This window comes from Lagierella sp. (assembly GCF_029983815.1).
Classification (GTDB): Bacteria; Bacillota; Clostridia; order Tissierellales; family Peptoniphilaceae; genus Mediannikoviicoccus.
Genome location: NZ_JASBYU010000003.1, coordinates 88,265 through 108,984, shown reverse-complemented (window position 1 = coordinate 108,984; position 20,720 = coordinate 88,265). Strand labels below are relative to the sequence as shown.

Genomic DNA, 20,720 nt, shown 5'->3' with positions numbered 1-20,720 from the left:
GAAATAGGAGGTGCATGTATATAAAAAAGACAAAAAATTTTTATAAAAACCTACCAGAGGACTTTGTATGTAGTTGTGGATATTGTGAAAACTATGTAAAAAACATAAGGGCCTCCTATCCGGATCTTTCTAAAGAGTTTATGTTAATGGGAATTGATATTGAAAAGCCTTTTGAATGTTACAGTATCGATCAAAATTCTGATGAAATAAGGTACAATGCCCAGTATATTGTCATAGGCAAAAAGAAAGATTTCAAAATGAAAAGGTTTAAAAAGTATAATGTAGAGATAACAGAAAACCATCCAAACACCGAGATCAAAGAAAAGCATTATGTCATAGAAATATTCGATTTAGTCCTACCCTTTACAGAGGACTTTGACAAAAGTATGGAGGATTACTGGGATAGGGTGGAGGAACTTTCAGAAAAGCCCTGTTATATTATCGACTTTTTACCGATGACTGTCCCAGCAGACTCCAAGGGTGATTTTTTTGATGTGGAATATTATTTTTTAAATAGTAACAGAAGAGAAGAAATAGGTAATAAATTCACAAATATTCTCTTGAAGTTTATGTGCTATTATTCTGCGGAGATTTACTTTGATGATAGATTCAAAAGACCCAGTCCAGAACTTATAGAAGAGACTATAAGAGAAATCATGACAAATTATTCCGGCTCCATGTATCTTTTATTTGATGATGGAAAGATGATGGCCCAATATGAATGGGACTGCCTTCATCTAACATTTTACAATCCAGATGAAAGAGCAAAGGAAATACTAGCTTGCTTGGCAAGTTCTGAGGGACTCTTTTGGAGAAAAAGTGAAAACTAGTCTATGTCTTTCTTTAATTTGCATTTTATCTAACTTAGATTCATACCAACTATTGAATAATTACAGTTACAATGGGGTATAGACATTATGTGAATAATATTACTGTTATGAATTCAAAAGGGGGAAATATGAAGGATATTTATAAAAAAGAAAGAGAAATTTTTAAAGTTGAAGATGTAAAAGAAAAACCTATTGACACCAAGGAATACGATATCGTAGTTGTTGGTGCTGGAACTCCAGGTGTACCATGTGCTTTGAAAGCGGCTGAACTTGGCGCAAAGGTTTGTGTTATTCAAAAGGAAAAGGAAGCTAGTGCCTGCGGTCATATCGGTGTGGGGGTTGACTATAAAAATTCCAATCCAAAGGATATGGCTAAGCTTATTTCTATTCTCATGAAGGAAAGTGAATTAAGGGCAAATAAGGACCTTTATGAAATGTATGTAGAAAACTCTGGCGATGCCCTACAATGGTTAATAGATAAAAGCAAGGAAGCAGGTGCTGAAGTTTCCTCTTTGGGAAATGGACCACATAAGAGTTTTATGAAGGAAAATGATTTGAATTTAGAATTTGTCACTGCATTTTATGGGCCAAAGCCATATAGCGCCGGAGATGCAATGAAGTACTTATCGAAGTTAGCCCAGTCAAAGGGAGTTGATTTTTACTATAATACACCTGGAATCAAATTGATTAAAGAGGGAAATAAAGTTGTAGGTGTATACGGAAGGTCCGAGGATGGAATAATAGAATTTAGAGCAAAAAAAGGTGTTGTAATAGGTACAGGAGACTATCAAAATGATGAAGATATGAAATCTCATTACATCCCTGTGGTTTTAAATTTAGAGACTAAGAAATTTGGTAGAACTGGTGATGGCCACAAGATGATAATAGATGCAGGTGGACAGATGGAGCCAATAGGACATACAAAAATGGTTCACGACATGGACTCTGGTCCTGGGTCAAATATGCAAGTTCCTCTTTTAAGAGTAAAACTTGACGGTAAGAGATTTTGTAATGAGGAAAATGGTATGGAGTATATGAACTGTTTCCTATTGGATAAGGAAGATGTTGGACACTATGCGGAAATCTTTGATGCAAAATATCTTGAAAAGAAAGAAGAGTGGGGACTAGGTTTAGCCGATGAAGAGGAACTTAAAAAGTATATGCCTGAGGAAGATGCTAGTCGAGAGGGAGTTTTACCAGGTTTAATAAAGACTTTTAAGGCGGATACACTGGAAAAGTTGGCGGAAAAGCTACAGATTAAAGATGTAGATGAATTTAAAAATACTGTGGCTCGTTACAATGAAATTGCAAAAGATAAGGAAGATGTAGACTTTGGTAAAGATCCAAAATATCTTTATCCAATTGAAAATCCACCATACTTTGGAACTCACCGCCATTTAAGACTTACGATGATATGTAGTGGAGTGGAAGTGGATGGAAGTCTTAGACCTTTGGATGACGATAAAAAGCCTATTGAAGGACTTTATGCAATAGGAAATCTTGCTGGTAATTTCTACGGATCCTATGACTATCCCCTTACTTTAGCAGGATTAAATCTTGGACATAACTATACTCAAGGCTATGTTATTGGAAAGAGATTAGCAGAAAAATAAAACAATTTATAATGGAGAAAAAAATGGAAGAAGAGAGATTAATTAAGGAATTTGAAAACTTTTTGGACAAAGAGGGTAGGATAGAGACCCTTCCTTCAAAGAATAAAAAGAAGTTATATATATATTACTATATCGCAGGAAAGATTCCATCTGGAGAAAAGTTTACAGAAAGAGAAATCAATGAAATTATCAATAGATATACATCCTTTAAGGACCCTGCAACTATTAGGCGTGAGTTGTTTATGAGGCGTCTTGTAAACAGGACCATGGATGGAAGTTCCTATTGGAAGGAAGAGGACATTCCACCAGTGGAAGAGTTTATTAAGAACAACATATAGTTAATATGCCAATAAGGCAGTTTGCTTTTTTGAAAAATCTATTAAGTACCCTAGAAGACTCTTAAATGAGAAAAAGGGTACTTAATTTTTATGTAAAGGTATAAAAAATTAATTTTGCTAAAATGTTAAAAAACATTGCTAGTGGCAACGGTGGTATTTTCATATAATAATAGTGAAAATACTGCGAAAGAGGGTTTAATATGCTAAAGGAAAATATAAAGACTTTGAGAAAATCAAATGGACTTTCCCAGGAAGATTTTGCCAGTAAATTAAATGTAGTAAGGCAGACTGTGTCAAAATAGCAAATAAAACTTCCTAAGTTAAGATAAAGTTAATTTATAGTAAAATCAGAAAAATTATTGGAATTAATAGAATCAAACCTCTATAATTAAATTAAAGTTTACAAAAAATTGGAGGTTATTTATGGAAGAAATAAAAACTGTAATATTTAGTGGAATTGTACAGGTTCTTATCTTTTCTTTGGTTCCTTTTATATGGTACTTAGTAGGACATAGGACTGTTAAAGGGTTTTTGCCATGGCTAGGCTTTAAAACAAAAAGACCAATGCCTATAAAATCTATTGCAGTAATCAGTCTATTCTTTATGGTTGCAACCTTTGTACCCTACATGGTGATGTTTAAAAATGGAAGTATCAATTCTACAAACCTTCCCTTTGTGACATTTAAGAAATATGGATTTGGTTTCACATATGTATTTGTATTGGTGTTTTTTTCTGTGGTACAGACTGGGCTATCGGAAGAAATTTTCTTTAGGGGCTTTTTAGGTAAAAGGTTGATTGGAAAACTAGGGTTTAAAATTGGAAATGCCCTTCAAGCTCTTATATTTGCAGCTATCCATCTTCCAGCGGTCAAGGGAGCTTTAGAGAGTATGATTGTTCTTGTTTTCACTGTAGGAATAGCCTATGTTTTAGGATATCTTGCAGAAAAGAAGTGTGACGGGTCCATAGTCTATGGGTGGATTGTTCATGCTCTGGTAAATATAATTTCTGGGATCTATGTTTCCATGTACTTATTTAAACTTTAAATGACTTAAAAATTGTTGGAGCAATTTGAATTAAAAATGGAGAACTTGAAATAGAGTTCTCTTTTTTAATTGAAAAATAGCTTATAAACTCACTATGTTTGCGCCTTTATTCATGGATGAATTATAATCTAAATAAGGAGATAAAAAATAAAAGAGGGGGTTACCATGTCCAGTAAAGAAGTAGAGTATTACATTTCTTCCTTTCCTAAGGAGATACAGGAGAGGTTGGTTTATATTAGGGAAAATCTAAAAAAGGTTTTTAAGGAACATGAAGAAAAGATATCCTACGGAATGCCTACTTTTAAAGGTAAAAGGAATTTATTTCACTACGCTGCCTTTAAAAATCACATTGGGATCTTTCCAACATCTGCCGGCATCAAGGAATTTGAAGAAGAAATCCTTAAGCGTGGATTTAAATATTCTAAAGGCGGTTTTCAAATATCTTATAAGGATGAACTTCCTATGGATTTAATTAGAGAAATTGCAATCTGGTGTAGGGAAAACTTAGGTAAGTAACAAATAGGATCATGGAGATGAAAGTTATGAAAATTACAAGTTTTGGGACAACTACATTACTATTTGATGATGGAAATAGTCAAATTCTATTCGACGCCCATTTTACAAGGCCCTCCGTTAGACAATACCTATTTAAGAGGGTTTCTAGTGACGAAGAAGTAATTGAAGGCATGTTGAAAAAATACAATGTAAATAGACTAGAGGGCATCTTTATTTCCCATTCTCATTATGACCATGTAATGGATGCTCCATTTCTATCAAAAAAGACAGGAGCGACTATATATGGCAGCAAAACCACAAAGAATATAGCTCTAGGAGAAAAGGTTAACAAAAATAATATTGTCGTCTTTAAGGACTACAGAGTATATGAAATTGGAGACTTTAAAATAACGGTAATCCCATCAAAGCATTCAAAGCCAAGGGTGTTTAACAATGACCTGGGAGAAGAAATAAAAAGACCCTTGAGAAGGCATAGAAAGTTGAGAAACTTTAAAGAAGGTGGATCCTATGACTTTTATATTGAAAATAATGATAAAAGTTATCTGATACACCCTAGCTGCAATTATATTGAAAATAGACTAAAAGATTTCGAAGTGGATGTGTTGTTTTTGGCCTTAGCGGGAATAACTAAGATGGATGAAAAAACTAAAAATGAATTTTTTCATGAGACAATAGGTATGACCAAAGCTAAACTTGTCCTACCCATACATTGGGACAATTTCTTTAAACCTTTAGATGAACCGACTAAAACCATGCCTAGAATTGCAGAAAAGACGGATCATGTATTGTTTGAGCTGGTAAATTATTGTGAAGACCATGGAGTAGATACTGTATTACAGCTGCCAAGAACAAGTTTTCATGTTTAGGTGACAAAGTGGAAGATATTAATATAAAAAGAGTCGATGGATATGATGATGAAAGATTTTCTAAAAGGGCATTACTTCAACATGGTTGTTTTATAGTTGATGGAAAATTCCCTTTTGAAATAATTATTACTGGAAAGAATAGTGGGGTTATTAAAGGAAATGAAACGAGATATTTTAATAAAGTGATAGACGAGTTTAGGTTTTATAGCGGACACATTACTATCTTTTACGATAATAATGGAAAACTTATAAAAAAATTCAATGACATTTCTCTTTTCAAAATTCCCCTTATAAAGATTCAGCCATCACAGTTTTTTGTGGATAGAGATAAAGTAAAAGCTGTTTCAAGCTTTATAAAAAGTGAAGAGGATGTAATAGTTCCTGTTTTTAAAGATGGGGATTCATATATTTCCTTAGACGGGCATAGTAGACTTAAATATGCCTCTAATTTAAACTTCGATTATGTATTTGGCTATCTTACAGAGATAGATGATTTCATATTTGATTTTGTCAAAGAAGCTAAAAGAAGAAAAGTGGCAAGCCCATTTACTTTAGTGGAATTAAGCCATTTTGATTACGTTGACAAATGGTATGATTTTTGTGACAGGTACTTTAACTCTGATAACAGTTTTTAATAATCCTAATCTGGGTAATATTAGAACAAAACCACCCAGAAAGGAATATTATGAAAATTTATAGAAGAGAGTTTCAACTAGGTCCAATTGGTGCATTAGGTATATTAATAGTAATCTTATTAATCTTTTCGATCGTTCTATATAAAATAGGATATAAACCAACGGGAAATAAGTATATCCTCTATGGGATTATAGCACTAGGAATCTTAATATTGGTTTTATTAGCTTCTTCCATAAGGATTTATTTTGACCAAAGAAAGATTTCAAAAGAGTTTTTTCCTTTGGAAGAGAGAAGGGGACAAGAAAATGTACTTCAATTGGCGAATAAATTGGCTACAAGACTAGAAGGTACAGACTATTTTATACAAACCAATGAAGATGGTTTAAGGATTATAAGGGATATAATGGAATATGAAAATGAATTTTTAAACTCAGGAGAAATCATAAATGTTCCAGGAATTACAATTCTTAAAACCAGTAGTCCAAATAAATTTAAGGAAATCAGAACGGATTTTAGTTTTAAGAAAGATGGAGATAATTTATATATTACTCCGATCTATTTAGGTGGAAAGAGCATTAAATTTGTTACTGGAGCACAGATAAAAAAGAAAGATGACGGAATTGAAATAAATCATAGTCCATTTCAAGATGTTGACCTACTTTCAAAGATAATAAGAGAGTCAAAAAAAGAAGATGGTTGGAAGGCAGGACTGGATACCGTCTCAGCAATAGGAATTTTTATGGCTATTCTGGGATTGTTAATTGCAATTGGTATAGGTTTTATCCTTAGAATTCCAGCAACAAGATAGAAATATAGATTGACTGTCCTCTCGTGTAATTACAGAGGGCGGTTTTTATTTTCGTGCTAAATTAAAAGTGATAGATTATTTTTTTGCTATAATGCTAAACCTGTAAACCACTAAAGTAGCAACTAAAAAGGGGATGTTTTAATGTATTAAATTTGATAAAATAAAGAGTAAATAATTAAAGAAAAGATAGGAAGAGGGTAAATAATATTGAATTTAACACTGTCTAAAGTAATAGAAAGTATTCAAGTTCTAATATTTGCAGCATTGCTGATGGTTTTTATTAATGCTACCACAAGTAAAAAAGCTCCAAAGATAATAAGGATTATATCCGTATCTTTAATTACCGTAATATATGGAACAATAACAGTCTTATTATTTGCTTTCAGTATTTTGTCAAGAGAAGTAGGATTGTGGTATCGATTGTTAATGGTAAGTTTTGGGGTTATCTGTCTTATATACTTAATTACAATTGTAAAAAAATTTTGGGAAAATATAAAAAACTAGAAGAACTTGGTATATTTAATGCAATAAATGGTCTATTGTTTGGAAAACCTCAGGATGAAATGTATTATGATGAATATAAGGAGATACTTCTTGAAGAGATATGAAATAAAGACTTAAGTATTTTATACAATTTAAATGTAGGACATGCTACTCCAAGGTGTATCATCCCCTTTGGAGTCAGTTGTAAAGTAGATGTAAGAAAACAGACCATTATTTTTGATGAAATATAGTAGGAAATAAATTTAAAGTCTAGAGAGGAATGATAATATGGAAATAAATAATGGAAAACATGAAACTATAACACATCCCTTGAAGCCTTTATATAATAATGAGTCCAAAATTTTAATCCTTGGATCTTTCCCCTCTGTTAAGACCAGGGAATATGGATTCTTTTATGGACATCCACAAAATAGGTTTTGGCCGGTTATGGAAAGATTATTTGGAGTTGAGCTTAGTAGGGAAATAGAAGTTAGAAGGGATTTTCTTTTAAAAAACAAAATAGCTGTCTTCGATTCAATCTTTCAATGTGATATCGTGGGTTCAAGTGATGCAAGTATCAAAAATGTTAAACCTTCTGATTTGAAAAATATTGTAGAGACAGCAGATATCCAACAAGTTTTTTGTAACGGCGGGACTTCTTTCAAATACTACAAAAAGTATCACTCTAAGGTGTTAGGCTTAGAAGGGATAAAACTACCATCCACTAGCCCTGCAAACGCCAGGTATAGATTGGAAGACTTGGTAAAAGAGTGGAATATAATTTTAAAATATTTGTAAAGGTGAATTGATGGACTTAAAAAATTTGAAAATAGTAGAAACTAGTAAAAAGGATTTAGATAATATTAGAAAATTGTGGGCAAGTGGTGAAGTCATGTATTATGTAGGGTTCCCACATGGACTACATTATAGTAAAGATGAAATTGAAAAGTGGTATGAAAAATTGGATAAAGATAGACCGAGAAAGAATCATTTTTCTATATATTTCAACGAAGAATTCTGTGGTGAAACATTTTATTCTATTGACAAACAAAAATCTTCCAGAATGGATATAAAACTATTTCCAAAGTTTAGAGGTATGGGAATTGGAAGTAAAGCACTACAATTTGCCATAGATAAGGCCTTTGAAATGGGAGCAAAGAGATGTTGTGTGGATCCAAATAGGGATAATTTAAAGGCTATTTCCCTATATGAAAGGCTAGGTTTTGAAAGAAAAGAATTCCCTGAAGGAAAAAATCCAGGACCAAATTATCTATACTTTGAAATTGAAAAGTAGATTTACAAGTTTTTAAAATGTAGCAAACAAGAGAGGCATGCCCTCTCTTATATTATTATAAAAGCTATTACAAATGTTACAATTCCAAGTAAAACTCCGGTTACTACATCTACGACTACATGTTGTTTAGTAAACATGGTGGATATGATTATTCCAAAGGCAATAACTGAGTAAACCACCCTAAGTATCATACTCATGGATGTACATAAGACTGCTGCAATTACCACTAGTGTTGAAATGGAGCAGTGAAGGCTTGGAGCACAGTTAACTCCCTTATAGCTACAACTATAGATTATCTTTAACATCCAACCGCCCTCTAAACTTCTTAAGTTAGTAGGCCTTGTACAAGTTGTGGGATAGACCATGTAAATAACTATGCTTATTGTGATATCTAAAATCCAAGCTAATATATAAATCTTATATAGATTTGGAGATGCATTAAATAGGGAAATTGGAAATAGTGCAATCAGTGGAAACCAAAGTATGTATATAAGTGTAAAAAGAGGGATCACCGGTATTCTCTTATCGATTGGTAAATCCACATTTTTAGGTGTTTTTTGAAATTTCTCACAGCCGAAATAAAGTATAACTTGAGCTAACAAAATTATAACTTGATATATTATAACCTGTCTTAAATTCATGAATTTCTCCTTTTTCTTAATAGGACGACTATCTCTTGAGTAAGAGTATATTGTCCTTATCTAGCATATCAAGACTTATATCTATAATCAATTAAAATCTATGTTAATTAAATTTTTATTTTAAAGATCAACATTTTACAATTCAAGGGTACAATTGAAACTTTGTACCTGTTTTGCTAATCTTATTATGATGAGAAAGAATAAGAGGAGATGTAAATGGCTAGTATTTTAATTATTGAAGACGATTTTACAATATCAAATCAACTTAGCTTCTTCTTGGAAGAAAAAGGGTTTAAAACATCAATTGTCAACAATTATAGTGAAGCTCTTGAACTTTCAAAAGAAGATTTTGATTTGGCGCTTTTAGATATAAATCTTCCAGACAGGGAAGGAACAAATTTGATTAAGGTACTAAAGGCTAAGAGCATTCGCGTCATTGTAACAACGGTAAAAAACAAGGAGGACTTCATTGTTAAGGCTTTGGATCTTGGAGCTGACGACTATTTAACAAAACCCTTCAATCTAAGCATTCTTAGAGCTAGAATTGACGCTTGTCTAAGGACTAGAACTGTAGAACTAGATAATAAAATTAGCTATGGAAATTGTGTGATGGACCTTACAAAAGCAGTTGCCTACTATAATGGAGAGGTTGTAGATTTGACTGCCCTAGAGTTTGAAGTGCTAAAATTATTTATAGAAAACCCCAATAGAATCTTTACAAGGGAGCAACTTTTAAGAACTTTTTGGGAGAATAGAAATCAGTTTGTAAATGACAATACTTTGACTGCTACTATTAAGAGGATTAGAAATAAGACCTCGAAGAATTTGATTTCAACTGTTCGAGGAATAGGCTATAGGATGGAATAAGATGTGGATTATACTATGGATTTTAAGCCTTATACTTGTATATTTTTTTATGCGAAAAAGGCAAAAACAAAGGATAGATGAAATTATCCTACATATTGATAAATTAAATTGTGGCGACTACTCTTTTTCTATGAAACAAGATGAATTTTCTATACTTGAGGATAAGATTTACAAACTCTTTCTAAAAGTTGTGGAAGAAAGGGAGAACACAAAAAGACTTTCAAAAATGCAAATAGAAAATCTTGAAAATATTGCTCATCAAATCAAAACGCCAATAACCACCCTGTTACTTGAGTTGCAGCTTATGGATCAGGATGTTAAAAGTAATAATAGCTTTATAAGGTTTGAAAGCCAACTCAATAGACTCAATGACCTTTCCGACATACTTCTTAAATTATCCAGTCTCGATGCAAATATCGAAAAGATGAAATTTGATGAGTTTACTTTGGGTGAAGTCTTTGATTATGTTATTGAAATACTGGAGCCGGATATAGAACGAAAGAAGGTTACAATTTCTAAAGATTTTACAGATTATAGGATAAAGGGAGATTTTTACTGGATATGTGAAGCCTTTATAAATATTTTGAAAAATTCCATAAATTTAGATAAAGTTACTAGAATTTGGGTTAGCACCAAGGATAATCCTATCTTTACGCAGGTTACTATAGAGGATGACGGTGGAGGAATTGCTTTAAAAAGACTTAGTAAAATCTTTGAACGCTTCTACAAGACTCCAGACTCTAAAGGCTTTGGAATCGGACTATCCATGGCGAAGTCGATTATCACAAGTAACAATGGAGCTATCGAAGTTTTAAATGGTAAAAGTGGTGCAATTTTTAAAGTAAAATTTTATAAATAGGTTTAATTTAACTTTTTTAATCAAGTCCAAGATAATAAATTGAAATTTTATTTTTTATGTAGCTCTTTACAATCAAATGTCACTTAATTGTCACTTTCAATTATTATAATATAGTTGGAAAGGATGGTAAGTATGGAAATATTATCAATAGAAAACCTAACTAAAGTTTATGGTAAAGGACAAACGGAGGTTAGAGCATTAGATAACATAGATTTAAAGGTAAATAGGGGAGAGTTTGTAGCAGTAGTAGGACCTAGTGGGTCAGGAAAATCTACTATGTTACATATACTAGGGGGAGTTGACAGTCCAACTTCTGGAAAGATTTACATTGAAGGAAATGACATCTCCCAGTATTCTCAAAAGGAACTTGCCCTATTTAGAAGAAGAAAAGTAGGACTTGTCTACCAATTTTACAATCTTATACCCAACTTAACTGTAAAGCACAATATACAGTTGCCTTTAAAGTTGGATATGAGAAAGGTGGATGAAGGATTTTTTGAAGATATCATTAAGAAGCTTGGGATTGAAGATAAGATGGATGCTTTTCCTTCGGAACTGTCAGGGGGACAACAACAAAGGGTTGCCATTGCTAGAAGTCTTATATACAGTCCTTCCATCATTTTGGCGGATGAACCTACGGGAAATTTGGACAGGGAAAACTCCCAGGAGATAATAGATATACTAAAGTACTTTAATCACACACTAAAACAAACTATTATACTTATTACCCATGACGAGAACATTGCTTTACAAGCCCATAGGATAATTACTATTGTAGATGGTAAAATTGTAGGGGATGAAAAGAATGAATAAGAAGAATTTTCCGATTTTTATATCCCTATTTATAGTAAGTTTGTTTTTTACTTTAGTATTTTACTATGGATATACTAACTTAAAGTCAAATTATGAATACTATATGTCATCTGATTATTATCATGCCCAATTAGATAAACCATTCAATAGGGAAAAGCTAGACAAATTAAAGTCTGTGGATAAGGTTAAATACGCAGGTTTAATTTCTATAAAACCTACCAGCGGTAAGTATAAAAATGACCTAATAGCCGTGGACTTTCAAGATGGAAATGTAAATCAGATGAGAGAATATTCAGAAATGATAGAAGGGCGCTTTCCTAAAAATGAAAAGGAGATTGTACTTTCAAAGGGAATAGTTGAAAAGTATAAATTAAAAATAAATGACAAGTTAAAAATCGATCTGGGCAAGAGGACTTCTGATGGAGTTGAAATAGAGCCTAGAGGGGCCCTTACTGACAAGGAAACCTTTATAACAGATAGAACGGAGGAATTTGAATTAGTTGGCGTCTATGAAAATATTTACAATAAATATAGCAGAATTAGCTACGGACTTGTTTATAAAGAGGATATAGACCCAGGTGTGATTTTGCTAAAATTTGACTCCTTTGAAGAAGGCTATAAGAATAGAAAACTTATACAAAAAGATATAAGTGAAAAACTGGGAGAAGAAGTCTCAATGGTAATTAGTCCTTCTCTGATTAATTACTATGGAGTAGAGTTTGATTTTCCTCACAATATCTTGGCTAAAGCTGTAAATATTCTATCAGTTATAGGATGCATTGCCTTATTTGTCTTTTTTATTAAAAATATATTCAAGGTTTGGGGACTTAGGAAGACTAGGGAGCTTTCTATTTATAAGTCAATTGGAACGACGAATTTTCAAATTTTTCTTCTTCTGTTAAAGGAGGGAATCATTATTTCAGTAATTCCAATTCTCTTAGGTCACTTGGCAGGATTTGGTTTTATGAGTTTTCTCTATAGAACCGTTCAAGAAAGTCAGGAAGTTTCAAAATTTGAAAAACTAACTTTTAATCCCATCTTAAGCCTTATTATAATCTTAGTTTCATTTATTGTGGTGTTCTTTGCAATAAGGTCTCCTGCAAGGATTATTTCAAAAATTAATATAATTGATGGAATTAAGGGAAATATAGATTTAAATAAATACAAAAAGAAGAGGGACAAAAAGCTTTGGAGAGAGTTGAAGTTGAACAATCTTGCTTCTATAAAGTCTCATCGCTATATTTCAGCAATGGGAATTATCATAATCTCCGTCTTTATTATAATATTTGGAATGGCTAAGTACTATAGAGATTTTGCTTATTACGACACTGGAAACAATATCTTTGTAGATTATTATAGTGAGGAAAATAAAGTCCCAAAAATACTGCAATCCATAAAAGAAGATTTACCTAACGATAAAGCTTATATTTCAAAGTCCAAATACATTTCGGTAAAAAATAATCTAGAGCTTTCGGGAGAAGCAAAGGCTGTAAATTTGGAAAAAGATATTGACAAGACTTTAAAAAGATATGAAACTGATGAGTTAGAGGGGCGTTTAATAGCTTTAGAATATGAAGATTTTAAAAGCCTAGGTGGGAAAAAGGGAGAGTTTATCCTTTACAATATGGTTCAAGAAGATGCCTCCATACCTATTTCTAAAGCAAAGTTAATTCCATATTTCGAAAAACCAGATAGTATGGAAATTAGCATAGGTGAAGATTTTAGTAAGGAAATCAAAATAAGCAGAACTATAAATAATTTGGGACAATACGACTCTGTTACTTTCCCCTTAACCATTAAATTATATACTGATTTTGACACTTACTTTAATCTTATGGAAGAAGCTAGAGATGAGGCTTATAAGAGATATCCCTATGAACTGAGTATGAAAGTTCGAGATTTTGAGATAGATGAAGCCAAGGACTATGCAGACCAGGAAATAAAAAAGGCAATTTCTCCAAACGATAATTACTATATAGTAACTGAAGAGGAAAGAGAAAAGCTAAGAACCACAGATTTAGAATCGTTGGTTAAAATAGTAATAGGAATAGGAACGATAATATTTCTATTGAATGTTACCAATGGCTATTCTTCTATAAATTTGAGTTTAATGAATAGAAAAAAGGAGATAGGTACTTTATACTCCTGTGGTATGAACCTAAAGGATGTGGAATCTGCCTATTTGAAGGAATTTGTATCAGAACAGGTAAAATCCTTTATCTTATCCATTGGCATTACATTGGTAGTGATGTTTGTTTTGGGTCTACTAGTACCAACGATTGAGTTTAAAAATTTGTTGGATTATTACAATTACTGGTTGTTTTTAGGGTTTGCCATGGTGGTTTACATTATTAACATAGGGATTTACTATTTTTCACTAAGACGAATTTTAAATAAACCTACAATAGAGCTTATTAAATAGGATTTAAAAGCACTTAATCAGATGTAAAGTTTGTTGTAATTGAACTTTATGTCTTGATTGGGTGCTTGTTTTTTATTAAGGACAATGATGGCTTACTATAAAAAGAAAAAATATTATGATAGGATATAAGTAATATTAAGAAACGAGGTACGTAAAGATGGACAATGAAATTTGGAAAAAATGTGTTGAATTTCACGGACATGAATGTCCTGGACTTGCTATAGGAGTTAGGGCATCTCTTATTGCCAAGGAGATGATGAACCTTGATTTTTCTAATGATGAAGAAAATGTTTGTATAACTGAAAATGACGCTTGTGGCGTAGATGGAGTTCAAGTTATTACAGGTTGTACTTTAGGGAAGGGTAATTTACTTTACAAGGACACTGGAAAGATGGCCTTTACTTTCATTTCGAGAAAGACTGGTGAAGCTATTAGATTTATTTTAAAGGATCTTCCAAAGGATCTTTCTAAAGAAGAAACTCAAAACTTTATCCTAGAGGCTCCTGCCGAGGAAGTTTTTAGCTGGAAGAATGTTGATATAAAACTCCCTGAAAAAGCAAGAAAATTCAATAATATAAAATGTGAAAACTGTGGTGAAAATGCACCGGAACACAAGATTAGAATTGAAGACGGGAGAAAGCTTTGTTTGGACTGTTTTGATGAGTATAGCCGAGGATGGTAGAGGCAGTTAAAAGTTTTTGCTCCCTAAATTAAGGAAGTGAAAATTTGAAATTACTAGATTTAAAAAATATATCCATGGGATTTGGAGACAGAACGTTATTTGATTTTGAAACTTTGGAGGTGTGGACTGGAGATAAAATTGGTCTTGTTGGAGAAAACGGATCGGGAAAGACCACTTTACTAAACATTATCCTAGGAGAAATAAAGCCATTAACGGGAAATGTCGAAAGAAATGGAAAGTGGAAGGTTTTTAGACAGTTTGATTCCTTAGAAAATACTGAAGAAATTTCAGGAGAATTCATGAGCAGGTGGAAAGTGAATGATATCTATGGCCAAGAGAACAGAACCTATTCTGGAGGAGAGAACACCAGGATAAGACTGGCTGAAGTTTTCACCAACTCTCCTGATATTATAATACTTGATGAACCGACCTCCAATTTGGATATTGAGGGGATAAAGCAGTTAAAAGAGACTTTGGAAAATGTAGAAAGTTTTATTTTAATTTCCCATGATAGAAAGCTTTTAAATAGTTTAACCAATAGAACAATTGAGATAGTGGAAAAAACTTTAGTTGATTTTCCAGGAAATTATGATGAATATCTACAGTGGAAGGAAAAGGAGTTTTCAAGACGTACAAAGGAATATGAAAATTACATTGAAGAGAAGAATAGGCTATTAAAGATTTCTGAAAGACAGAGGATAAAGGCCAGTAGGATGAAATCAAAGCCAAAAAATCTTTCTAATAGCGAGATAAAGCAAAGGGAATATGGCGCTGTGGGAAAGTCCTTTGGTGGCAAAGAAAAGAGCTTCCAAAGGGCAGCAAAGCATACTGAAAAGAGAATTGAACAGTTGGAAAAAAAGGAAAAACCCCAGGAACAAAATATCATTAGGCCAGACTTCTCTTTGACTAACCCACCCTTAAACCATGTGATAATTGAAGGAACCAATTTGACCTTCGGATACAAAGGAAGTCAAAAACTTTTCGATAGGGCAAGTTTTACATTGAAAAGAAATCGACGAACTGCACTGATTGGTGAAAATGGATGTGGAAAGACGACTCTTTTACGCCTAATTGAAAAGAAGGTACCTGGAATTAGAATTGTACCAAAGGCAAAAATTGGAATCTATCGTCAAGCGGTCAATCAAATAGACGAAGAGAAAAACCTCTTGGAAAATATCGACTCTGTCTCCATACAAAAGGAGGAGATAAATAGAAATGTTCTTGTGAGAATGGGATTTTCAAGGGAACAATTTTATAACAAGGCAAAGGTACTATCTGGTGGAGAAAAGATTAAACTTACCTTTGGGATGCTCTTTGTTTCCGATTGTAATGTGCTTTTACTGGATGAACCTACAAATTATTTAGATATCAAGTCCATTGAGGCGATAGAGCAATTGTTTCTAGACTTTGAAGGAACCATGCTCTTTGTGTCCCATGACAGACATTTTATTGACACCTTAGCTGATGAAATCTGGATAATAAAAAATGGAAAGATTAAGTCTTTTTCAGGTAATTTAACGGAATATGAAAATTTAAAGAAGAGAAAAGACAAGAAGGATGAAAACAAGATGGTTTTAGAAATGAGAAGGACCATGTTATTAAGTGAGCTTAGCTTGGGTATAAGGTCTAAGGAAGAGATTTTTAAAGAATTGGATGAGGTTGAGAAGAAATTAAATTAGATCTTATATGAGGTGTGAAATGACTAAAAAAGCATATATAATACCTTTGTTGTTGTCAATGTGCTTAATCTTTGTGGCATGTGACAATAAGAACAGTGAGAAAAGTACAGAAAATGAAGTTACAGAAATAACAGATATTAGTGAAACTACTGAAAGTTCAGAGCCTACAAAAGAATCATCTGATGTTATTGAAACGGATGAAACTGAAACTTCCGAAGGGACACAAGACAGCGTAAATGATGCTGAAAACAACCTTCAAAATGACGGGAATTACTTTTCAAGTATTATAGCGTCAAAAAAAGGAGAATTTGACAACTTAAATACTTCTGTCTATGAGGCAAAGTCTGATGGTGAGACTTTGAAGGTTTCAGGATCCCTTTCCTTTGGACAAGAGGATTATACTACTTCAGAGGATGAGATCTTAGAAAATAAAACCTATACTTTTGAAGTTGATGAAAATACTGAATATAAGGCTGTTGGCGGTCTAAATGAACCCCAAGTCATGACTGTGGAGGAATTTAATGACTATTTTATGGAAGTTAAGGAGTCCGGGCTGGGTCTTATAATCAAAGTGGAAAATGGTGTAGCAACTGAAGTTGAAATTTCTTCATAAATATAAAAGGCTAAGTTCCTATTTTGGGGCTTGGTCTTTTTCTTTATAATGAGGAAGATTTAAGTTATTAAATATTAAGTTGTGTCATTTGAACAGAAGAGTTTTCGATTGTTTAAATTAATAAATTTGGGTATACAAATAGATAGGACTAGTTAGTACTAAATTGCGAAAAGGTCCTTTGTTTAAGTTTTAAACTTAGGACAAGAAGCGATAAATGATGTATTTACAAACCTACAATAAAAGGAGGAAATTTAATGAAAAGAGAAGTAAAGAGCAAAGTTAAAGGTTTTAGAACACAAGACGGTGCTGGCGTTAGCTTGGTAAGGGTTTTAGGACATGAAACTGTGGAAGAGTTCGATCCGATTTTGATGTTGGATTCCTTTGACAGTACTAACCCGGACGACTACACTGCTGGTTTTCCTATGCATCCCCACAGAGGAATTGAGACTGTAAGTTATCTTTATAAGGGTAGAATGGTGCATAAGGATACCTTGGGAAATGAAGACGAAATCGGTGATGGCGAGGTACAGTGGATGAACTCTGGATCTGGAATTCTTCATGAGGAGCAAGTTCCTGCCGCCGATAGACTCTTGGGTGTACAATTGTGGCTAAACTTGCCCTCTGACGAAAAAATGAGTCAACCAACTTATAATAGTATTAAAAGAGATGAAATTGAAGAAATTGAAATCGATGGCGGTATGATAAGGCTTATTGCAGGCTCCTTCGAAGGCCATGAAGGTTTTAAGGGAGAACACTTACCACTTGACTATTATGATATTCATCTTGAAAAGGATGCAAGTATTACACTTAATATGGACAATGAAGACTCCGTTATGATCTTTACGCTTCTAGGTGAAGTTTATGTAAATGATGAACTTATTGAAGAAAAGACTGCTGTTAAACTAACAGAAGGAGACAGTTTGGAATTGACAAATAAAGGTGAAAAGGCACAAATTTTATATATGAGATCTAGAAAGTTAAATGAGCCAGTTGCTTGGGCAGGTCCAATTGTTATGAATACTCAAGAAGAGCTTATTAGGGCATCTCAAGACTTGAGAAATGGAACTTTCATTAGACAAGAATTAGAATTTAACGACTAATAGGAAGTAGAACATGAGTAGAGATAGAATGGAGGCCTTTAGTGATGGCGTTTTGGCAATTGTCATAACCATAATGGTCTTGAAACTAAAGCCTCCAGAAAGCATTAGTTTCTCTGCGCTAAAGAACAATTTTCCCACATTTTTAGCCTATGTACTATCCTATCTATATGTGGGGATATATTGGGCCAACCATCACCATCTGATATATATGTTGGAATCTGTTTCTGGAAGACTACTTTGGAAAAATCTACATTGGATTTTTTGGATGTCGCTTATTCCAACGGGAACAGAGTGGTTAGGACTTAATCCACTAAAGGAGTTGCCCACTTTACTATATGGAATAATCCTATTCATGTGTGCAATCTCTTACAATATGTTACAGAGAGAGGTAATAAAAATAAGTGGACAAAATTCTGCAATTGCAAATAGTATAGGAAGGGACATAAAGGGAAAGACATCTATAATTTGTTATGGAATCTCTATAATCTCATCATTTTTTCTTCCCATTCTGTCCTATATTATCTACTTTGTAATTGCCCTTATGTGGGTTGTGCCCGATACTAGGATTGAAAAAGCAAATAGGGAAATATAATTAGAGGACTTTGGTCCTCTTTTTTAATGATAAATTTCTATTTTAGGATTTGAAAGGTTTCTTAATCAAAAGGTCAATTATGGGTAGGTATATACTGGGAGGGATAATATGTTTTTTAAAAAACTTGAAACAGACGGATTAGCCCATTACTCATACATAGTTGGAAGTAATGGCGAAGCTATAATAATCGATCCCATGAGGGATAGCAATTTATATTTAGACATATTTAAAGAAGAGGGATTAAATTTAAAGTATATCTTTGAGACCCATAGAAATGAGGACTATATTTCTGGATCTATGGAACTGTCTAAACTTACCGATGCAAAAGTTTATATTTCAGGTCATGAAGACTTGGGATATGAATATGGAAATGAAATTTTTGATGGGGATGTTGTAGAATTTGGAGGTCTTTTGATAAAAGCTCTACATACTCCAGGGCATACCAAAGGACATATGTCCTATGTATTGATTGAAAAAGAAAAGGACAACCCTTACATGGTCTTTACCGGGGACTGTCTATTTATGGGGGATGTAGGAAGAACGGACTTTTATGGAAAAGAGAATTTAGAAGAGATGACTGGTCTTTTATATGACAGTATCTTTAATAAGATTTTAAAACTAGGTGATGGTGTAATAGTAAATCCTGCCCATGGAAATGGATCTGCATGCGGTGACAGTATGGATGAAAGGCCAATTACCACAGTTGGGTATGAAAAATTAAACAATCCAAAACTTCAATATACCAAGAGAGAAGACTTTATTAAAAACCATGGAAAGATGAAGATAAAGCCACGTTACTTTGAAAAAATGGAAATCTGTAACACAAAGGGAGCTGAATTTGTAAATTGTGATGGCAATTTTAAACCTTTAAAATTTTCTGATCTTAACTCTGATCATACCTTGGTGGACCTTAGGTCGCCACAGGCCTTTGCTGAAAGTCACATTCCAAGGTCCTATTTTTTAAGTATGGGAAATCTTGCTTCGTTTTTAGGAACCATTTTAGATACAAATTCCAACCTGGTGTTTATCGCTCAAGATGACAACCTGGATATCATCGAAAGAGCTTATTGGACAGCAAGGAGAATAGGCTTTGATAATATAGCTGGATATCTAAAAGGGGGAGTACAAGGCTTTATAAATAGTGCCAAAGATTGGGATAGGATAAAGACGATTAGAGCAACTGACTATTGTAACCTCGAGGACAAAATAACCCTTGATATTAGAGGGGTTGACAACTTGGAGGAGATAGGAAAGTCAAGTGAGGACTATTACAAGATTCCATTAAAAGTTTTGTACAAGGACTTTGATATCCTTCCAAAGGATAAAACCATATATATACTTTGTAACTCAGGAAATACTGCAACTACAGCGGCGTCCTTTTTAATTCAAAGGGGATATGATGTAGTGGTAATTGCAGGAGGAAACCAAGCGGTAAAAAGACTTGGATAAAATCTAAATTTAAAATTAAAAAGTTATACGCACCCTATTACTTTTTTAGTAGGGTGTTTTTTTATGAAAAGAAGAGATAAAGCTATAACAATACTTGACAAATGACACTGTGTCATATAAAATAGAAGTAAAGTGACATAGTGTCACAAGGAAGGAGAAAAGTATTTATGAAAAGGAAAAGTTTATTGATAATAGCAGCTGTTGTTTGGATGTTAGCAGGATCTATGGTTTTAAAAACAGCCTATTCTGCGTATACTACCTTCAATGAAGTTTTGCCTTGGTTAGTTATAAGTTTAATTGTATTTGTCTTATTTTTCTTTAAGATTTTTTCGCCTTTTGCAGTTAAAAATAGAAATCGAATAATGAATTTAAAAGACGACGAAGTAAAATTTTGGAAATTCTTAGATTTAAAGGGCTATTTAATCATGGCCTTTATGATGGCCTTTGGAATTTTACTAAGAAGAAGCGGTCTTGTTGCTGACCTGTATATCTTTATATTCTATTTGGGACTAGGGTTAGCACTTTTTCTAGCGGGAGTAAAATATATCTATCTTTATTTTAAAGAGGAGTAAAAA

At 33.1% G+C, this 20,720-nt stretch carries 23 protein-coding genes and 1 pseudogene; 23 read left to right on the top strand and 1 reads right to left on the bottom strand.

Annotated features, from left to right (window positions below; all coding sequences use genetic code 11):
• Nucleotides 1-14 precede the first annotated feature (14 nt).
• The 12 genes and pseudogenes from Q1K37_RS02750 (at nucleotide 15) to Q1K37_RS02695 (ending at nucleotide 8,428) form a co-directional block, all read left to right on the top strand.
• The gene (locus tag Q1K37_RS02750) at nucleotides 15-830 is read left to right on the top strand and encodes a hypothetical protein (RefSeq protein WP_300409132.1); all 816 of its coding nucleotides are present in this window, start codon (nucleotides 15-17) and stop codon (nucleotides 828-830) included.
• A gap of 128 nt (nucleotides 831-958) precedes the next feature.
• Nucleotides 959-2,443, top strand: coding sequence for an FAD-dependent oxidoreductase (locus Q1K37_RS02745; RefSeq protein ID WP_300409130.1), 1,485 nt, complete (start codon nucleotides 959-961; stop codon nucleotides 2,441-2,443).
• Between the two features lie 23 nt (nucleotides 2,444-2,466).
• Nucleotides 2,467-2,781 carry a DUF2087 domain-containing protein gene (locus Q1K37_RS02740; protein WP_300409128.1) on the top strand — a complete coding sequence of 105 codons (315 nt, stop codon included), beginning with the start codon at nucleotides 2,467-2,469 and terminating at the stop codon, nucleotides 2,779-2,781.
• Nucleotides 2,782-2,981: 200 nt separating this feature from the next.
• Nucleotides 2,982-3,080 (top strand): annotated as a pseudogene (locus tag Q1K37_RS02735) (helix-turn-helix transcriptional regulator); the annotation flags it as partial.
• A gap of 124 nt (nucleotides 3,081-3,204) precedes the next feature.
• A complete protein-coding gene (locus Q1K37_RS02730; RefSeq protein ID WP_300409125.1) occupies nucleotides 3,205-3,825 on the top strand; it encodes a CPBP family intramembrane metalloprotease in 621 nt (206 codons plus the stop codon).
• A 165-nt stretch (nucleotides 3,826-3,990) separates the two neighbouring features.
• Nucleotides 3,991-4,341, top strand: a complete 351-nt coding sequence (locus Q1K37_RS02725; protein WP_300409124.1) for a DUF1801 domain-containing protein — start codon at nucleotides 3,991-3,993, stop codon at nucleotides 4,339-4,341.
• 26 nt (nucleotides 4,342-4,367) lie between these two features.
• On the top strand, nucleotides 4,368-5,207 hold the full coding sequence (locus tag Q1K37_RS02720; RefSeq protein WP_300409123.1) for an MBL fold metallo-hydrolase: 840 nt from the start codon (nucleotides 4,368-4,370) through the stop codon (nucleotides 5,205-5,207).
• 8 nt (nucleotides 5,208-5,215) lie between these two features.
• On the top strand, nucleotides 5,216-5,842 hold the full coding sequence (locus Q1K37_RS02715) for a hypothetical protein (RefSeq protein ID WP_300409121.1): 627 nt from the start codon (nucleotides 5,216-5,218) through the stop codon (nucleotides 5,840-5,842).
• Nucleotides 5,843-5,892: 50 nt separating this feature from the next.
• Nucleotides 5,893-6,651 carry a hypothetical protein gene (locus Q1K37_RS02710; RefSeq protein WP_300409120.1) on the top strand — a complete coding sequence of 253 codons (759 nt, stop codon included), beginning with the start codon at nucleotides 5,893-5,895 and terminating at the stop codon, nucleotides 6,649-6,651.
• 410 nt (nucleotides 6,652-7,061) lie between these two features.
• Nucleotides 7,062-7,259, top strand: a complete 198-nt coding sequence (locus Q1K37_RS02705; RefSeq protein ID WP_300409118.1) for a hypothetical protein — start codon at nucleotides 7,062-7,064, stop codon at nucleotides 7,257-7,259.
• A 163-nt stretch (nucleotides 7,260-7,422) separates the two neighbouring features.
• Entirely contained in the window at nucleotides 7,423-7,932 is a 510-nt protein-coding gene (locus tag Q1K37_RS02700; RefSeq protein ID WP_300409116.1) for a DNA-deoxyinosine glycosylase, read from the top strand.
• 10 nt (nucleotides 7,933-7,942) lie between these two features.
• Nucleotides 7,943-8,428 (top strand): GNAT family N-acetyltransferase, encoded by a 486-nt coding sequence (locus Q1K37_RS02695; protein WP_300409114.1) that lies wholly within the window; start codon nucleotides 7,943-7,945, stop codon nucleotides 8,426-8,428.
• 47 nt (nucleotides 8,429-8,475) lie between these two features.
• Here Q1K37_RS02695 and Q1K37_RS02690 read toward each other — a convergent pair whose 3' ends face one another.
• The gene (locus Q1K37_RS02690) at nucleotides 8,476-9,069 is read right to left on the bottom strand and encodes a phosphatase PAP2 family protein (RefSeq protein WP_300409112.1); all 594 of its coding nucleotides are present in this window, start codon (nucleotides 9,067-9,069) and stop codon (nucleotides 8,476-8,478) included.
• 216 nt (nucleotides 9,070-9,285) lie between these two features.
• On the opposite strand from Q1K37_RS02690, the gene Q1K37_RS02685 reads away from it, so the two are divergent.
• The 11 genes from Q1K37_RS02685 (at nucleotide 9,286) to Q1K37_RS02635 (ending at nucleotide 20,717) form a co-directional block, all read left to right on the top strand.
• Nucleotides 9,286-9,936: a response regulator transcription factor gene (locus Q1K37_RS02685; RefSeq protein ID WP_300409110.1), complete on the top strand. Its 651-nt coding sequence runs from the start codon at nucleotides 9,286-9,288 to the stop codon at nucleotides 9,934-9,936.
• Nucleotide 9,937: 1 nt separating this feature from the next.
• Nucleotides 9,938-10,795, top strand: coding sequence for a HAMP domain-containing sensor histidine kinase (locus Q1K37_RS02680; protein ID WP_300409108.1), 858 nt, complete (start codon nucleotides 9,938-9,940; stop codon nucleotides 10,793-10,795).
• Between the two features lie 132 nt (nucleotides 10,796-10,927).
• Entirely contained in the window at nucleotides 10,928-11,608 is a 681-nt protein-coding gene (locus tag Q1K37_RS02675) for an ABC transporter ATP-binding protein (protein WP_300409106.1), read from the top strand.
• Nucleotides 11,601-14,030 carry an ABC transporter permease gene (locus tag Q1K37_RS02670; RefSeq protein ID WP_300409104.1) on the top strand — a complete coding sequence of 810 codons (2,430 nt, stop codon included), beginning with the start codon at nucleotides 11,601-11,603 and terminating at the stop codon, nucleotides 14,028-14,030. Before Q1K37_RS02675 ends, Q1K37_RS02670 begins: the two co-directional genes overlap by 8 nt.
• A gap of 157 nt (nucleotides 14,031-14,187) precedes the next feature.
• Nucleotides 14,188-14,712 carry an FmdE family protein gene (locus tag Q1K37_RS02665; RefSeq protein ID WP_300409102.1) on the top strand — a complete coding sequence of 175 codons (525 nt, stop codon included), beginning with the start codon at nucleotides 14,188-14,190 and terminating at the stop codon, nucleotides 14,710-14,712.
• A gap of 44 nt (nucleotides 14,713-14,756) precedes the next feature.
• On the top strand, nucleotides 14,757-16,391 hold the full coding sequence (gene abc-f, locus Q1K37_RS02660; protein WP_300409100.1) for a ribosomal protection-like ABC-F family protein: 1,635 nt from the start codon (nucleotides 14,757-14,759) through the stop codon (nucleotides 16,389-16,391).
• Nucleotides 16,392-16,410: 19 nt separating this feature from the next.
• The gene (locus Q1K37_RS02655; protein WP_300409098.1) at nucleotides 16,411-17,004 is read left to right on the top strand and encodes a hypothetical protein; all 594 of its coding nucleotides are present in this window, start codon (nucleotides 16,411-16,413) and stop codon (nucleotides 17,002-17,004) included.
• Between the two features lie 254 nt (nucleotides 17,005-17,258).
• Entirely contained in the window at nucleotides 17,259-18,104 is an 846-nt protein-coding gene (locus Q1K37_RS02650; RefSeq protein ID WP_300409096.1) for a pirin family protein, read from the top strand.
• Nucleotides 18,105-18,117: 13 nt separating this feature from the next.
• The gene (locus tag Q1K37_RS02645) at nucleotides 18,118-18,696 is read left to right on the top strand and encodes a TMEM175 family protein (RefSeq protein ID WP_300409094.1); all 579 of its coding nucleotides are present in this window, start codon (nucleotides 18,118-18,120) and stop codon (nucleotides 18,694-18,696) included.
• 108 nt (nucleotides 18,697-18,804) lie between these two features.
• Nucleotides 18,805-20,145, top strand: a complete 1,341-nt coding sequence (locus Q1K37_RS02640; protein WP_300409092.1) for a rhodanese-like domain-containing protein — start codon at nucleotides 18,805-18,807, stop codon at nucleotides 20,143-20,145.
• A gap of 167 nt (nucleotides 20,146-20,312) precedes the next feature.
• Nucleotides 20,313-20,717, top strand: a complete 405-nt coding sequence (locus Q1K37_RS02635) for a hypothetical protein (RefSeq protein WP_300409090.1) — start codon at nucleotides 20,313-20,315, stop codon at nucleotides 20,715-20,717.
• Nucleotides 20,718-20,720: the final 3 nt, after the last annotated feature.

What these genes read in the sequence shown, in the direction of transcription:
- Q1K37_RS02640 (WP_300409092.1), top strand. Translation starts at nt 18,805, where the DNA reads ATGTTTTTTAAAAAACTTGAAACAGACGGATTAGCCCATTACTCATAC.
- Q1K37_RS02670 (WP_300409104.1), top strand. Translation starts at nt 11,601, where the DNA reads ATGAATAAGAAGAATTTTCCGATTTTTATATCCCTATTTATAGTAAGT.
- Q1K37_RS02700 (WP_300409116.1), top strand. Translation starts at nt 7,423, where the DNA reads ATGGAAATAAATAATGGAAAACATGAAACTATAACACATCCCTTGAAG.
- Q1K37_RS02750 (WP_300409132.1), top strand. Translation starts at nt 15, where the DNA reads ATGTATATAAAAAAGACAAAAAATTTTTATAAAAACCTACCAGAGGAC.
- Q1K37_RS02650 (WP_300409096.1), top strand. Translation starts at nt 17,259, where the DNA reads ATGAAAAGAGAAGTAAAGAGCAAAGTTAAAGGTTTTAGAACACAAGAC.
- Q1K37_RS02685 (WP_300409110.1), top strand. Translation starts at nt 9,286, where the DNA reads ATGGCTAGTATTTTAATTATTGAAGACGATTTTACAATATCAAATCAA.
- Q1K37_RS02675 (WP_300409106.1), top strand. Translation starts at nt 10,928, where the DNA reads ATGGAAATATTATCAATAGAAAACCTAACTAAAGTTTATGGTAAAGGA.
- Q1K37_RS02635 (WP_300409090.1), top strand. Translation starts at nt 20,313, where the DNA reads ATGAAAAGGAAAAGTTTATTGATAATAGCAGCTGTTGTTTGGATGTTA.
- Q1K37_RS02645 (WP_300409094.1), top strand. Translation starts at nt 18,118, where the DNA reads ATGAGTAGAGATAGAATGGAGGCCTTTAGTGATGGCGTTTTGGCAATT.
- Q1K37_RS02745 (WP_300409130.1), top strand. Translation starts at nt 959, where the DNA reads ATGAAGGATATTTATAAAAAAGAAAGAGAAATTTTTAAAGTTGAAGAT.
- Q1K37_RS02725 (WP_300409124.1), top strand. Translation starts at nt 3,991, where the DNA reads ATGTCCAGTAAAGAAGTAGAGTATTACATTTCTTCCTTTCCTAAGGAG.
- Q1K37_RS02710 (WP_300409120.1), top strand. Translation starts at nt 5,893, where the DNA reads ATGAAAATTTATAGAAGAGAGTTTCAACTAGGTCCAATTGGTGCATTA.
- Q1K37_RS02695 (WP_300409114.1), top strand. Translation starts at nt 7,943, where the DNA reads ATGGACTTAAAAAATTTGAAAATAGTAGAAACTAGTAAAAAGGATTTA.
- Q1K37_RS02665 (WP_300409102.1), top strand. Translation starts at nt 14,188, where the DNA reads ATGGACAATGAAATTTGGAAAAAATGTGTTGAATTTCACGGACATGAA.
- Q1K37_RS02655 (WP_300409098.1), top strand. Translation starts at nt 16,411, where the DNA reads ATGACTAAAAAAGCATATATAATACCTTTGTTGTTGTCAATGTGCTTA.
- Q1K37_RS02730 (WP_300409125.1), top strand. Translation starts at nt 3,205, where the DNA reads ATGGAAGAAATAAAAACTGTAATATTTAGTGGAATTGTACAGGTTCTT.
- Q1K37_RS02740 (WP_300409128.1), top strand. Translation starts at nt 2,467, where the DNA reads ATGGAAGAAGAGAGATTAATTAAGGAATTTGAAAACTTTTTGGACAAA.
- Q1K37_RS02680 (WP_300409108.1), top strand. Translation starts at nt 9,938, where the DNA reads ATGTGGATTATACTATGGATTTTAAGCCTTATACTTGTATATTTTTTT.
- Q1K37_RS02690 (WP_300409112.1), bottom strand. Translation starts at nt 9,069, where the DNA reads ATGAATTTAAGACAGGTTATAATATATCAAGTTATAATTTTGTTAGCT.
- Q1K37_RS02720 (WP_300409123.1), top strand. Translation starts at nt 4,368, where the DNA reads ATGAAAATTACAAGTTTTGGGACAACTACATTACTATTTGATGATGGA.